The organism is Pseudomonas sp. 3JA (assembly GCF_036961705.1).
GTDB classification, from domain to species: domain Bacteria; phylum Pseudomonadota; class Gammaproteobacteria; order Pseudomonadales; family Pseudomonadaceae; genus Aquipseudomonas; species Aquipseudomonas fluorescens_Q.
Genome location: NZ_JBAMDJ010000015.1, coordinates 1 through 14,165, shown reverse-complemented (window position 1 = coordinate 14,165; position 14,165 = coordinate 1). Strand labels below are relative to the sequence as shown.

At 63.8% G+C, this 14,165-nt stretch carries 14 protein-coding genes; 11 read left to right on the top strand and 3 right to left on the bottom strand.

The genetic code is table 11. The features are described from left to right. Positions 1-485: 485 nt before the first annotated feature. From mdcA to madM, 9 genes are all read left to right on the top strand, one after another. Complete coding sequence (gene mdcA / locus V7773_RS13710; RefSeq protein WP_336073888.1) at positions 486-2,156, top strand: malonate decarboxylase subunit alpha; 1,671 nt, start codon at positions 486-488, stop codon at positions 2,154-2,156. Next, the gene (locus V7773_RS13705; protein WP_092345242.1) at positions 2,157-3,032 is read left to right on the top strand and encodes a triphosphoribosyl-dephospho-CoA synthase; all 876 of its coding nucleotides are present in this window, start codon (positions 2,157-2,159) and stop codon (positions 3,030-3,032) included. Continuing rightward, a complete protein-coding gene (locus V7773_RS13700; protein WP_003206454.1) occupies positions 3,032-3,331 on the top strand; it encodes a malonate decarboxylase subunit delta in 300 nt (99 codons plus the stop codon). The genes V7773_RS13705 and V7773_RS13700 overlap by 1 nt, the downstream gene beginning before the upstream one ends. Next, positions 3,324-4,175 (top strand): biotin-independent malonate decarboxylase subunit beta, encoded by an 852-nt coding sequence (locus V7773_RS13695; protein WP_336073886.1) that lies wholly within the window; start codon positions 3,324-3,326, stop codon positions 4,173-4,175. The genes V7773_RS13700 and V7773_RS13695 overlap by 8 nt, the downstream gene beginning before the upstream one ends. Next, positions 4,172-4,975, top strand: a complete 804-nt coding sequence (gene mdcE / locus V7773_RS13690) for a biotin-independent malonate decarboxylase subunit gamma (RefSeq protein ID WP_336073884.1) — start codon at positions 4,172-4,174, stop codon at positions 4,973-4,975. The genes V7773_RS13695 and mdcE overlap by 4 nt, the downstream gene beginning before the upstream one ends. Beyond that, complete coding sequence (locus V7773_RS13685; protein WP_092463746.1) at positions 4,972-5,592, top strand: malonate decarboxylase holo-ACP synthase; 621 nt, start codon at positions 4,972-4,974, stop codon at positions 5,590-5,592. Before mdcE ends, V7773_RS13685 begins: the two co-directional genes overlap by 4 nt. After that, complete coding sequence (gene mdcH, locus V7773_RS13680; RefSeq protein WP_336073883.1) at positions 5,589-6,509, top strand: malonate decarboxylase subunit epsilon; 921 nt, start codon at positions 5,589-5,591, stop codon at positions 6,507-6,509. Before V7773_RS13685 ends, mdcH begins: the two co-directional genes overlap by 4 nt. A 67-nt stretch (positions 6,510-6,576) precedes the next feature. After that, positions 6,577-6,993 carry a malonate transporter subunit MadL gene (madL, locus tag V7773_RS13675; protein WP_063323980.1) on the top strand — a complete coding sequence of 139 codons (417 nt, stop codon included), beginning with the start codon at positions 6,577-6,579 and terminating at the stop codon, positions 6,991-6,993. A gap of 1 nt (position 6,994) precedes the next feature. Then, positions 6,995-7,759, top strand: coding sequence for a malonate transporter subunit MadM (gene madM / locus V7773_RS13670; protein ID WP_336073882.1), 765 nt, complete (start codon positions 6,995-6,997; stop codon positions 7,757-7,759). Positions 7,760-7,874: 115 nt separating this feature from the next. Here the strand turns inward: madM and V7773_RS13665 are convergent, their stop codons facing one another. Then, entirely contained in the window at positions 7,875-8,789 is a 915-nt protein-coding gene (locus tag V7773_RS13665; protein WP_092150724.1) for a LysR family transcriptional regulator, read from the bottom strand. 313 nt (positions 8,790-9,102) lie between these two features. Between V7773_RS13665 and trhA the strand changes: the two genes are divergently transcribed. Beyond that, a complete protein-coding gene (trhA, locus tag V7773_RS13660; RefSeq protein WP_336073881.1) occupies positions 9,103-9,720 on the top strand; it encodes a PAQR family membrane homeostasis protein TrhA in 618 nt (205 codons plus the stop codon). Between the two features lie 40 nt (positions 9,721-9,760). Here trhA and V7773_RS13655 read toward each other — a convergent pair whose 3' ends face one another. Further along, the gene (locus V7773_RS13655) at positions 9,761-10,480 is read right to left on the bottom strand and encodes a 16S rRNA (uracil(1498)-N(3))-methyltransferase (protein ID WP_092150727.1); all 720 of its coding nucleotides are present in this window, start codon (positions 10,478-10,480) and stop codon (positions 9,761-9,763) included. Between the two features lie 172 nt (positions 10,481-10,652). Beyond that, positions 10,653-12,059 (bottom strand): adenosylmethionine--8-amino-7-oxononanoate transaminase, encoded by a 1,407-nt coding sequence (locus tag V7773_RS13650; protein ID WP_336073880.1) that lies wholly within the window; start codon positions 12,057-12,059, stop codon positions 10,653-10,655. 224 nt (positions 12,060-12,283) lie between these two features. On the opposite strand from V7773_RS13650, the gene V7773_RS13645 reads away from it, so the two are divergent. Further along, entirely contained in the window at positions 12,284-14,047 is a 1,764-nt protein-coding gene (locus tag V7773_RS13645; RefSeq protein WP_336073879.1) for a flavin monoamine oxidase family protein, read from the top strand. Positions 14,048-14,165 lie beyond the last annotated feature (118 nt).

Below are 14,165 nucleotides of genomic sequence, written 5' to 3'. Positions count from 1 at the left end.
ATGCCCACTCCACAATGCCTGCGTTCGGCCAGCGTGGTTAACGGGGCGCCGAAATCAACGTCCATCGCGAGGCGGCCTTATAGCCGACCTGTTCCGCCCGCGTGTACTCAATTCCAATGTGGGCTTGCCCGCGAAGGCGGCGGCACATTCTGCATTGATGCGAGCAGAGCCGCCGCCATCGCGAGCAGGCTCGCTCCCACACGGGGCATCGTTGCGCCGTGATTAACCGGCCTACCAATAACCCTGTGGCGAGGGAGCTTGCTCCCGCTCGGCTGCGTAGCAGCCGCGAACCCGGCAATGCGGTCTGCCTGAAATACACAGGGGCCTGCTTCGCAGGCCAGCGGGAGCAAGCTCCCTCGCCACACAGGGCGGTGTGTCCATCCCACCATTACTCCAACCGTAACGATCCACCGCTGAGCTTGATTGATGCGCCTGCCACGACCCTCCTAAGGTAACCCCCACGACAGCGAACCCGTGGAGTGGTCATGACAACAACAATATCCCCCGACTCGCGCTGGACGCGGCGACGCAGCGAAAAGCAGCGGCGTCTCGAACTGGTGAAGGGGCTTGCCGACGGTGTGGTGTTGCCCACCGACAAGATCGTTACAGCGCTGGAAGCGTTGATCCTGCCCGGCGACCGCGTGGTGCTGGAGGGCAATAACCAGAAGCAGGCGGACTTTCTCTCGCGCTCGCTGGCGAAAGTCGATCCTTCGAAGTTGCACGATTTACACATGATCATGCCCAGCGTCGGCCGGTCCGAGCACCTGGACCTGTTCGAACGCGGCATCGCCCGCAAGCTCGACTTCTCCTTCGCCGGCACCCAGAGCCTGCGCATCAGCCAATTGCTGGAAGACGGCCTGCTGGAAATCGGCGCGATCCACACCTACATCGAACTCTATGCCCGCCTGGTGGTGGACCTGATTCCCAACGTGGTGCTCTCGGCCGGTTTCATGGCCGACCGTGCCGGCAATATCTACACCGGTCCCAGCACCGAAGACACGCCGGCGCTGATCGAACCGGCGGCCTTCAGTGACGGTATCGTCATTGTCCAGGTCAACCAGTTGGTGGACGACGTCAGTGACCTGCCGCGAGTCGACATTCCGGCGTCCTGGGTCGATTTCGTGGTGGTGGCCGACAAGCCGTTCTACATCGAGCCGCTGTTCACCCGTGACCCGCGCCACATCAAGCCTGTGCATGTGCTGATGGCGATGATGGCGATCCGCGGGATCTACGAAAAACACAACGTTCAATCCCTCAACCACGGCATCGGTTTCAACACCGCCGCCATCGAACTGATCCTGCCGACCTACGGTGAATCCCTTGGCCTGAAGGGCAAGATCTGCCGCAACTGGACCCTCAATCCACACCCGACCCTGATCCCGGCTATTGAAAGCGGCTGGGTCGAAAGCGTGCATTGTTTTGGCACTGAGTTGGGCATGGAAAACTATATCGCCGCGCGACCAGATGTGTTTTTCACCGGTCGCGATGGCTCGCTGCGTTCCAATCGCATGGTTTGCCAACTGGCCGGGCAATATGCGGTGGACCTGTTCATCGGCGCCACCCTGCAAGTGGACGGCGACGGCCATTCCTCCACCGTGACCCGTGGCCGACTGGCCGGCTTCGGTGGGGCACCGAACATGGGCCACGACCCACGCGGTCGCCGCCACGGCACGCCGGCCTGGCTCGACATGCGCCATGGCGATGGCGAGGCGCCGTTGCTCGAACGCGGTAAGAAGCTGGTGGTGCAGATGGTCGAGACGTTCCAGGAGGGCGGCAAACCGACCTTCGTCGAGACTCTCGACGCGGTGGACGTGGCGAAGAAAGCCGGCATGCCCCTGGCGCCGATCATGATCTACGGCGATGACGTCACCCATTTGCTCACCGAAGAGGGCATCGCCTACCTGTACAAGGCCCGCTCCCTGGAAGAGCGCCAGGCGATGATCGCGGCTGTGGCCGGCGTCACTGCCATTGGCCTGCGCCATGACCCGAAAGACACCGCGCGCATGCGCCGCGAAGGGTTGATCGCTTTGCCGGAAGACCTCGGCATCCGTCGCACCGACGCCACCCGCGAGTTGCTCGCGGCCAAGAGCGTGGCCGATCTGGTGGAGTGGTCCGGTGGCCTCTACAACCCGCCCGCCAAGTTCAGGAGCTGGTAAATGCACGCCTTTAACCTGCAACCGAAAAAACTGTCCTTGGCCGAACGTCTGGCGGACATGGCGGTGGATGCGCTGATCGACGAGGCCGACCTGTCGCCCAAACCCGCCCTGGTGGACCGGCGCGGCAACGGCGCCCACACCGATCTGCACCTGGGCCTGATGCACGCCTCGGCGCTGTCGCTGTGGCCCGCGTTCAAGGCCATGGCCGAAACCGCTCTTGATTGTGGCGAAATCGGCCTGCCATTGCGCGAAGCCCTCGGCCGGATCGGCCGTGAAGGTGAAGCCGCGATGCTTGCCACCACCGGCGGCGTGAACACCCACCGTGGCGCGATCTGGGCCTTGGGCTTGCTCGTGGCGGCGACGGCGCTGGAGCCTGAATCCAATGCTCCAGGCGCAGTCACCCTGAGGGCTGCGCGCCTGGCCTTGCTCAACGACCGCTATGCGCCCCAGCCCTTGAGCCATGGTGCCCAGGTGGCTCAGCGCTACGGCGTACGCGGTGCCCGGGAAGAAGCGCAACTGGCGTTCCCGGCGGTGACTGGCCTCGGCCTGCCGCAACTCAAGCGCAGCCGCGCGGCGGGGGCGGGCGAGCAGAACGCCCGGCTCGATGCCTTGCTGGCGATCATGACCACCCTGGCCGATACCTGCGTGCTCTACCGTGCTGGCGAACCCGGTTTGCAGGCTATGCAGTTGGGCGCCAAGGCGGTGCTCGATGCCGGTGGCAGTGCCAGCCTGGGCGGACGCCGCCAGTTGCACGCGCTGGACCAACAACTGATTGCCTTGAATGCCTCGCCTGGCGGCGCTGCCGACCTGCTCGCCGCCTGCCTGTTCCTCGATCGTATCGAACGCGGCGATGGCCTCTTCCCTGGAGTGTGCTGATGGAAACCTTATCCTTTGAATTCCCCGCCGGGCAGCCGCCACGAGGGCGGGCGCTGGTGGGCTGCGTCGGCTCGGGCGACCTGGAAGTGCTGATCGAACCCGGCCTGGCGGGCAAGTTGACCATCCAGGTACAGACCTCGGTCAACGGCAGCGAGCAACGCTGGCAGCACCTGTTCGCCCGCATGTTCGACGGCCAGACGCCGCCGGCCTTGTCTATCGACATCCACGATTTCGGCGCCACCCCCGGCGTGGTGCGTTTGCGCCTGGAGCAAGGCTTCGAGGAGATCGGCCATGACTGACAGTGCAGCGTTGCTCAACAAGCACAGCTTCGTCGAACTCGGCGCCCGGCAGCGGGCCAAGGCCTTGCTCGATGACGGCACTTTTCGCGAACTGCTCGATCCCTTCCAGCGGATCATGTCGCCCTGGCTGCTGCGCCAGGGCGTGGTGCCGCAAAGCGACGACGGTGTGGTGATCGCCAAAGGCAGCCTCGATGGCCTGCCCGTGGTGATCGCCGCCATCGAAGGCGCGTTCCAGGGCGGCAGCCTCGGTGAAGTCGGCGGGGCGAAGATTGCCGGTGCGCTGGAACTGGCCGCCGAGGACAATCGCAAAGGCATCCCGACCCGCGCGGTGTTGCTGCTGGAAACCGGCGGCGTGCGTTTGCAGGAAGCCAACCTCGGGTTGGCGGCGATTGCCGAGATTCATTCGGCGATCGTCGACCTGCGCCAATACCAGCCGGTGGTCGGCGTGGTGGCTGGCAGCGTCGGCTGTTTCGGAGGCATGTCCATCGCCGCCGGGCTGTGCAGTTATCTGCTGGTGACCCAGGAAGCGCGGCTGGGCCTTAACGGCCCACAAGTGATCGAACAGGAGGCCGGGATCGACGAATACGACTCCCGCGACCGGCCGTTCATTTGGAGCCTGACCGGCGGCGAGCAACGTTTCGTCAGTGGACTGGTGGACCGTTATGTCGCCGATGATGTGGCGCGGATCCGCCAGCAGGTCAGCCAATTGCTGCACCTGGGCGTTCCCGCGCAACACCGCAGCGGCCAGGCCGAGCTGTTCCTGCAACGCCTGGCCCGTTTGGACACTGAAGTGCAAATCGAGCCGGCCACGGTTCGTCAGCTGTATCAGGGAGAACGCCCATGAACTCGTATTCATTGAGAGGCTTGCGCTGGTTCGAGGCCTTGAGCGGCGGCGCCAAACCGTTGGAAAGCTTGCCTGCTTCGTTGAAGGTCGCGGACGTCATGCTGGGCGGGCAACACGTGCGCCTGCTGGCGGTGGTGGCGGATCCCGACAGTCGTTTTCCCCGTGCCCGCAACGGCGAGGTGGGTTTGCTCGAGGGTTGGGGCCTGGCCAAGGCCGTGGACGATGCCATCGACGCCGACCGTGATGCATCCCACAAGCGTGCGTTGATCGCCGTTGTCGATGTGCCGAGCCAAGCCTATGGCCGGCGCGAAGAAGCCCTCGGTATTCATCAGGCCTTGGCCGGTGCAGCGGACAGCTATGCCCGCGCACGATTGGCCGGGCATCCGGTGATCGGTTTGTTGGTGGGCAAGGCGATGTCCGGAGCGTTTCTGGCCCACGGCTACCAGGCCAACCGCCTGATTGCGCTGCGCGATCCCGGGGTGATGGTCCACGCCATGGGCAAGGCCTCGGCGGCGCGGGTGACCCTGCGCAGCGTCGAGGAGCTTGAAGCCCTGGCCGCCAGCGTGCCGCCGATGGCCTATGACATCGACAGCTTTGCCAGCCTGGGGTTGTTATGGGAAATTTTGTCGGTGGAGCAAATCGAACAGCCCTTGGCGGAGGATCTGACGCGGGTAACGGATTGTCTGCTCCAGGCGATTGAAGATGTCGAGGCGGGGCCGCGTGATCTGAGCGGCCGTCTGGGGGCGTACAACCGCATCGCGTCGAGCCGGGTTCGCCAACTGCTGAGAGAGCAGTGGTGAGTACGTATCTGGCCCATGACCTGCTCTGGGGGCTGACTCCGGAGCAGTTGGCTGCGGATGCGCCAACATGGGTAGTCGAGTCGATCACCGCCGGTCAACCGGTGGTGGTTCGGCGCGCACTGACGGCACCGGATCAAATCGCGGTCGGCGTGCGCGGGCGCTTGCGCGAGCAGCGTTATGCAACCTCGATGGCGATCGCGGCGATTGCCCGTCGCGTCATGCCAGAAGACCTTTGTCACGTTGCCTCGACTCGCGACTTGCCAGCCCTGCAAGCACTGTCCCGCCTGCGTCCGCTGCTCGATGCCAGTGGCTGGACCTGGGGCGTCAGCGGCAGCGCCGGGTTCGAGCTCGCCACGGGTATCGAGGCGCTGCATGAACGCAGCGACCTGGATTTGATTCTGCGGGTGCCGCATTTTCTCGATCGTCTCCAGGCCGGGGAATTGCTGGCGCAACTGGATGCCTCGGTTTGTGCCGTGGATATGCAGTTGCAAACACCCTGCGGTGCCGTCGCCTTGCGCGAGTGGGCGGGTTCGTCGCGGCGGGTCTTGCTCAAGGACGACGTGCAGGCACGGCTGGTGAGCGATCCTTGGCAGCCTTCATTGGAGCAAGTCGCGTGAGCAGCCTCTTCGTCTTTCCCGGCCAGGGTGCGCAGCGCGCGGGCATGCTCCAGGGCCTGGCGCCGCAAGTCCTCGACGAGGCGGCTGACGTGCTCGGTGAGGACGTGTTGCAACTGGACAGCGCCGAGGCCTTGCAGTCGACCCGCGCCGTGCAGCTGTGTTTGTTGATCGCCGGTGTGGCGGCGGCCCGTCAACTGCTGGAGCAGGCACCTGCCCCGGACTACGTGGCGGGACTGTCCATCGGTGCTTATCCGGCGGCGGTGGTGGCCGGGGCGCTGGGATTCGAGGATGCTTTGCGGCTGGTCAGCTTGCGGGGCGAATTGATGCAGCAGGCGTATCCGCAAGGCTATGGCATGACCGCGATCATCGGCCTCGACCTCGCGGCAGTGGAGGCATTGCTGGCGCAGGTGCACAGCGACCACACTCCGGTCTACCTGGCCAACATCAACGCGGATAACCAGGTGGTCATCGCTGGCAACGATGAGGCCATGAACAACGTTGCCAGGCAGGCGCGCAGCCTGGGCGCCGGGAAGGCCTGTCGACTGGCGGTGAGCGTGCCGTCCCATTGTCCGTTGCTGGAAGCACCGGCCCGGGCATTGGCCCAGGCATTTGCCGACGTGTCGTTGAAGGCACCGGCCTTGGGTTATCTCAGCGGTAGCCGCGCGCGACCGCTGATCGACACCGAGGCTTTGCGCGACGACCTGGCGTTCAACATGTGCCGTGTGGTGGATTGGCGCGGCACCGTGCAAAGCGCCTACGAGCGAGGCGTGCGACTACAGATCGAACTGCCGCCCGGTGCGGTGCTGACCGCCCTGGCGCGCCGGGTATTCGAGCAGGGCACTGTCATGGCTTTCGACGGCGCCCGGCTCGACACCTTGCAGGCGCTGTTGCGTGAGGAGGGAAACCGCCAACCCTAAACCACCGACTCAAGCTGGCGAAGCACAAAAACAACAACTTCGACGATGCACTTTGAGGACTACGACAATGATTATTTACGGTGTGGCGCTGTTGGCGATCTGTACGCTGACAGGGGTGATCCTGGGCGACATGCTCGGGGTGTTGCTGGGTGTCAAATCCAACGTGGGCGGGGTCGGCATTGCCATGATCCTGCTGATCTGCGCGCGGTTATGGACACAAAAGCGCGGCGGCATGACCAAGGACTGCGAGATGGGCGTCGCCTTCTGGGGCGCCATGTACATTCCGGTGGTGGTCGCGATGGCCGCGCAACAGAACGTGGTCACGGCCCTGCACGGTGGCCCGGTGGCGGTGCTGGCGGCGATTGGTTCGGTGGTGCTTTGCGGTTGCACCATTGCGCTGATCAGTCGGACCCACAAAGGCGAACCCTTGCCCGATGAACCGGCTGAACTCACGCCGCTCGGCACCCCTGTAGGAGGCCGCTGATATGTGGGATCTCATCGAGAAAGGCCTGGAACATAACGGTCTGATCACGGCGTTCGCGTTCGTGGGCGTGATCATGTGGGTGTCGGTGGTGTTGTCCAAGCGCCTGACCTATGGCCGGGTCCACGGCTCGGCGATCGCCATCGTCATCGGCCTGGTACTGGCCTGGGTCGGCGGAACCATGACCGGCGGGCAGAAAGGCCTGGCGGATCTGTCGCTGTTTTCCGGCATTGGCTTGATGGGCGGGGCCATGCTGCGTGACTTCGCCATCGTTGCCACGGCGTTCGAAGTGCAGGCCACCGAAGCGAAGAAGGCCGGGTTGATCGGAGCCATCGCGTTGTTGCTGGGGACGATCCTGCCGTTCATCGTCGGTGCGAGCATCGCCTGGGTGTTCGGTTACCGCGACGCGGTGAGCATGACCACCATTGGCGCGGGGGCGGTGACGTACATCGTCGGGCCGGTAACCGGGGCGGCGATTGGCGCGACGTCGGATGTCATGGCACTGTCGATTGCCACCGGGTTGATCAAGGCGATCATCGTGATGGTCGGCACGCCCATGGCGGCACGCTGGATGGGCCTGGATAACCCGCGTTCGGCCATGGTGTTTGGCGGCCTGGCCGGGACGGTGAGTGGGGTGACGGCAGGCTTGGCGGCGACGGATCGGCGGCTGGTGCCCTATGGTGCGTTGACGGCGACCTTCCACACCGGGCTAGGGTGCTTGCTCGGGCCTTCGTTGTTGTACTTCATTGTTCGTGGGATTGTCGGTTAATCGGCGACTGCTTTTTGTGGCGAGGGAGCTTGCTCCCGCTGGGCTGCGCAGCAGCCCCAAAAGAGCGGGTGCTACGCACCCGAGCGGGAGCAAGCTCCCTCGCCACAATAAGGTTTCAGGCCTGGCGGTTGGCATACATCCGGCACTCAGCCAACAGCGCCAGCAGATTCGGATCACGCTCCTTGGCCTTCAGGAACACCACGCCAATGCGCTGTTGTAGCCGATACCTTTCCTGCAACGGGATCAATTTCACCCGGTTTTCATACACCGCCGCAATTCGTCCCGGCAGCAACGCGTAGCCCACCCCGGAGCTGACCATGCTCAGCAGGGTGAAGATGTCGTTGACCTGCATTGCCACCTTCGGTTCGAACCCCGCCTGCTTGAACACCCGGATACCGTCCTGGTGCGTGGCAAAACCCTGGGTCAGGGTGATGAACGTCTCGTCGCGCACCTCGGCCAGATCGACCTCGCTGCGCCGGGCAAAGGGTGAGTCGGCCGGCGTGGCGAGGAAGATGTCATCGCAAAACAGCTCGATATGCTCACAGTCCGGGTCGTTAACGCTGTCGTCCAGGGAGATCAGGATCGCGTCCACTTCCATGTTCTTGAGCTTGTAGAGCAGGTCGATGTTCGAGCCCAGGATCAGGTCGATATTGAGCTCGCTGCGACGGATTTTCAGGCCCATGATCAGTTGCGGCACGGTCTTGACCGTCAACGAATACAGCGAGCCGAGCTTGAAGCGTTCGGCGGAGAAACCAGCGGCTTCGCGGGTCAGGCGTACGCTTTCGACCACGTCCTGGATCAGCTTCTGCGCCCGCTCTTCCAGCACGTAAGCGCTTTCCAGCGGCGTGAGGTTGCGGCCTTCGTGCTTGAACAACGGGCAGCGCAGGGCGCTCTCCAGCGAGTGAATGGCCCGGTGCACACTGACATTGCTGGTCTGCAACTCGGCTGCCGCCCGCGCCAGGTTGCCGGTGCGCATGAAGGCCAGGAACACCTCGAGTTTCTTCAGGGTCAATTCTTCGTCGATCAGCATGGGGTGGGCTCTTATTCGTATCGCCCGATTGTGCCCCAATTGGCCTTTGTAGCGAGGGGATTTAGCTGTGATGAATATCCAGTGGCGGAACACTAATCTGTGGCGAGGGAGCTTGCTCCCGCGCGGCCGGGCTGGCGCTCCAGTGCGCAGCGCCCGCTCTTTTTGGGGCCGCTTCGCAGCCCAGCGGGAGCAAGCTCCCTCGCCACTGAAACCTCACTGCACTTGAGTATTGGCAGGCTGCAAGCAAACCATTGCACTTTGCAGCGCCAGGCCTGAGCCTTGGCGTCTGCTCTGGAATGTGAGGTGGGACTGGATGTATCACGGAGAACGACTCAATGCCTGGACGCACTTGGTCGGGGCGGTGGCGGCTTTTATCGGGGCGGTGTGGTTGCTGGTGATTGCCGGGATGGCGGGCGATCCGTGGAAGATCGTCAGTGTGGCGATCTACGGGTTCACCCTGCTGGTGCTGTACAGCGCTTCGACGGTTTACCACAGCGTGCGCGGGCGCAAAAAAGCGATCATGCAGAAGGTCGATCACTTTTCGATCTACCTGCTGATCGCCGGCAGCTACACCCCGTTCTGCCTGGTGACCCTGCGCGGGCCGTGGGGCTGGACCTTGTTCGGGATCGTCTGGGGGCTGGCGCTGATAGGGATACTGCAGGAGATCAAGCCACGCTCCGAAGCGCGGATCCTGTCGATCGTCATCTACGCGGTGATGGGCTGGATCGTGCTGGTGGCGGTCAAGCCGCTGCTGGCGGCCCTGGGCAGCGCCGGGTTTGTCTGGCTGGCCTCGGGCGGCGTGTTGTACACCGTGGGCATTATCTTCTTCGCCCTCGACCATCGGCTGCGCCACGCCCATGGCATCTGGCACCTGTTCGTGATCGCCGGCAGCCTGCTGCACTTCGTGGCGATTCTGTTTTATGTGCTCTAACCCCTGAGCAACCTGGATTCAATGTGGGACCTGCGGCGGCTTAGAAATCCCCCCACAACTGCTGCGCCACCGCCAGCGCCACCACCGGCGCGGTTTCGGTGCGCAGCACGCGAGGGCCGAGGCGGGCGGCATGGTAGCCGGCGGTCTTGGCCTGTTCGACTTCGGCGTCCGACAAACCGCCTTCAGGACCAATCAGGAACGCCAGTGTCGACGGTTTGTCATGGCTGGCCAGCGGCTCGGCCACCGGATGCAGCACCAGTTTGAGCTCGGCCTCGGTCTGCTTCAGCCAGTCGGCCAGCAGCAGGGGCGGGTGGATGATCGGCACGCTCGAGCGCCCGCATTGCTCACAGGCACTGATTGCCACCTGGCGCCAGTGCAGCAGGCGCTTGTCGGCGCGCTCGTCCTTGAGGCGCACTTCGCAGCGTTCGCTGAAAATCGGCGTGATCTCGCTGACCCCCAGCTCCGTGGCTTTCTGGATCGCCCAATCCATGCGCTCGCCCCGGGACAGGCCCTGGCCGAGGTGGATGCGCAACGGCGATTCAGGTTGCCCGGCGAACTGCTCGTCCAATTGCACCCGCACGCGTTTCTTGCCGACTTCGGCCAGGGTGCCGCGAAACTCCTGGCCCGAGCCGTCGAACACCTGCACCGCATCGCCTTCGGCCATGCGCAGCACACGGCCGATGTAGTGGGCCTGGGCCTCGGGCAGTTCGTGGTCGCCGAGGCTCAGGGGCGCGTCGATGAAGAAGCGGGACAGTCTCATGTTTTGTTCTCTATTGAATCTGAATTCGGCAGTGCTGCAAGGGAGCTTTTGTGGCGAGGGAGCTTGCTCCCGCTCGGCCGGGCTGGCGCTCCAGTGCGCAGCGCCCGCTCTTCTTTAGGGCCGCTGCGCAGCCCAGCGGGAGCAAGCTCCCTCGCCACAGAGAGACTTGTTGTCAGCCCGGGTCGCGATAACCGGGATGAAAGTCCTTCGGTACCGCCACGCTGACCTTGTCCCGGGTGGCGATGTCGATGCCTTCGCTGGCCACTTCGGCCAGGAAATCGATCTGCTCCGGGGTGATGACATACGGCGGCAGGAAATACACCACGCTGCCCAGTGGGCGCAGCAAGGCACCACGCTCCAAGGCATGCTGGAACACACTCAGGCCGCGCCGTTCCTGCCACGGATAAGCGGTTTTGCTGGCCTTGTCCTTGACCATCTCGATGGCCAGCACCATGCCAGTCTGGCGCACTTCGGCGACGTTCGGGTGATCGGCCAGGTGCGCGGTGGTGCTCGCCATGCGCTGGGCCAGGGCCTGGTTGTTTTCGATGACGTTGTCGTCCTCGAAGATATCCAGTGTCGCCAGGGCCGCCGCGCAGGCCAGCGGGTTACCGGTGTAGCTGTGGGAGTGCAGGAAGGCGCGCAGGGTCGGGTAGTCATCGTAGAACGCGCTGTAGACCTCGTCGGTGGTCACGCACGCGGCCAGCGGCAGGTAGCCGCCGGTCAGGGCCTTGGACAGGCAGAGGAAATCCGGCGTGATGCCGGCCTGCTCACAGGCGAACATCGTCCCGGTACGGCCAAAGCCGACGGCGATTTCGTCGTGGATCAGGTGCACGCCATAGCGATCGCAAGCCTCGCGCAGCAACTTCAGGTACACCGGGTGGTACATGCGCATGCCGCCGGCGCCCTGGATCAGCGGTTCGACGATCACTGCCGCCACCGTGTCGTGGTGCTCGGCCAGGGTCTGTTCCATGGCCGCGAACAGGTTGCGCGAATGTTCTTCCCAACCCATGCCTTCAGGGCGGTGGTAGCAATCGGGGCTCGGCACCTTGATCGTGTCCAGCAGCAACGCCTTGTAGGTTTCAGTGAACAACGGCACATCGCCCACCGACATCGCCGCGATGGTTTCGCCGTGGTAACTGTTGCTCAGGGTGACGAAGCGCTTCTTGTCCGGCCGACCGCGATTGATCCAGTAGTGGAAGCTCATCTTCATCGCCACTTCGATGCAGGACGAGCCGTTATCGGCGTAGAAGCACCGGGTCAGGCCTTCGGGCGTCATCTTCACCAAGCGTTCGGACAGTTCGATCACCGGTTGATGGCTGAATCCAGCCAGGATCACGTGTTCCAGCTGATCGACCTGATCCTTGATCCGCTGGTTGATGCGCGGGTTGGCGTGGCCGAACACGTTGACCCACCAGGAGCTGACGGCATCGAGATAGCGCTTGCCTTCGAAATCTTCCAGCCACACGCCTTCACCGCGCCTGATGGGGATCAGCGGCAGCTGTTCGTGATCTTTCATCTGGGTGCAGGGATGCCACAGCACCGCGAGGTCGCGTTGCATCCACTGGTTATTCAGGCCCATTAACAGTCTCCTCGAGGCGGCTCGCGGCGGGCGCGGGCAAAACAATCGCGCAAGCCTATGCAATGGCGGCCCCGGGGACAACCCATTGTGTCATTGCGGCGACTTTGAGCGAGGCGATAGACGTCGCTGGCGGCGCTTTGATGGCTGACGTATTCTTCCCGGCTCTTCTGAGCTGTCTGGCTCGAAAAACTGAAATTACCTACGTTTACTCCGGAGTTCGTTGAATGTCTGCTGGTTGGCTGCGCGCCTGTGCGCTGGTGATGATAGGGCTGTCCAGCGTTTCGGCGCTGGCCAAGGACAAGCAACCGACGGCCATCGTCATCGGCGGCGGCCTGGCGGGACTCACGGCGGCCTATGAGCTGCAGAACAAAGGCTGGGCCGTGACCCTGCTGGAAGCCAAGCCGAGCCTGGGCGGTCGTTCGGGCATGGCCACCAGCGAGTGGATCGGCAATGAGAAGACGCAGCCGGTGCTGAACAAGTACGTCTCGACCTTCAAGCTGAGCACCACGCCGGCCCCGGAATTCGTGCGCACCCCCAGCTACTTGATCGACGGCACCTACTTCACCGCTGCGGACCTGGCGACCAAACAGCCGGCCACGGCTGAAGCCCTCAAGCGCTACGAAACCACCCTGGACGAACTGGCGCGCTCCATCGAAGACCCGCAGAATCCGGCGGCCAACAACACATTGCACGCGCTGGACCAGATCACCGTGTCCAACTGGCTCGACCGTCTGCAACTGCCGGCCACGGCGCGGCAGTTGGTGAACCAGGAGATTCGCACCCGTTACGACGAGCCTTCGCGTCTGTCGCTGCTGTATTTCGCCCAGCAGAACCGCGTCTATCGTGGCGTGTCCGACCGCGACCTGCGGGCCTCGCGCCTGTTGGGTGGCAGCCCGACCCTGGCCCAGGCGTTCGTCAAGCAACTGAAAACCATCAAGACCAATTCGCCCGTGTCGGCCATTTCCCAGGACAAGGACGGGGTGACCGTCAAGGTTGGCGCCGTTGGCTATCAGGCTGACTACGTGGTGCTGGCGGTGCCGCTGCGGGCGCTGAACAAGATCCAGTTGACCCCGGCCCTGGATGCCCAGCATCAAGGCGCGATCAAGGGCACCAACTACGGCTGGCGCGACCAGATCATGCTCAAGTTCAAGACCCCGGTCTGGGACAGCAAGGCGCGCATGTCTGGCGAGATCTACAGCAACACTGGCCTGGGCATGATGTGGATCGAGCCGGCCATGAAGGGCGGCGCCAACGTGGTCATCAACCTGTCGGGCGACAACGCCCGGGTGATGCAGGCTTTCGGCGACAAGCAGATGGTCGACCAGGTACTGATCCGTCTGCACGCGTTTTATCCCCAGGCCCGTGGCGCGTTCACCGGTTATGAGATTCGTCGCTACAGCACCGACCCTTCCATGGGCGGCGCGTACCTGGCCTTTGGTCCGGGCCAGATCAGCAAATACTGGCGCCTGTGGGAAAAACCATTGCAGCGTGTAGCCTTTGCCGGCGAACACACCGACACCTTGTACCCGGGCACCCTGGAAGGCGCATTGCGCAGCGGCCAGCGGGCCGCCAGCCAGGTTGAAGACCTGGCGGCGGGCAAGTCGTTTGAACCGGCCAAGGTCGCGCCGGCTGCAACGGCGGCAGCTGCCGGTGCCGTGGCGGCGAAGAAGGGCAACTTCTTCAGCAACCTGTTCGGTGGCTCGGATGACGAGAAGAAGCCGGAGCCGGTCAAGGCACCGGAGCCGGTAGCGCCTGCTCCAACGCCTGCGCCGGCACCCGTCCCAGCACCCGCACCGGTGGAACCACCAGCGCCTGCTCCGACGAAAGTTGAGCCAACCAAGAAAGCAACGGCCAAACCGGCGGCGAAAAAACCAGCTGCCAAGACCCCGGCTAAAAAAGCGCCGACCAAGGCACCGGTGAAAAAGGCCGAGCCGGCGAAGAAGCCAGCAGTCAAACCGACGACGGCTACTGAAACCAATTCCCAGTAACGATCAGGTGGAAAGAACGCGGCTCAGGGGCCTAATGCTGCTCACTTAAGGCAATCGACAAATCCGTGGCGAGGGAGCTTGCTCCCGCTGGGCCGCGAAGCGGCCCCAAACCTGCCAA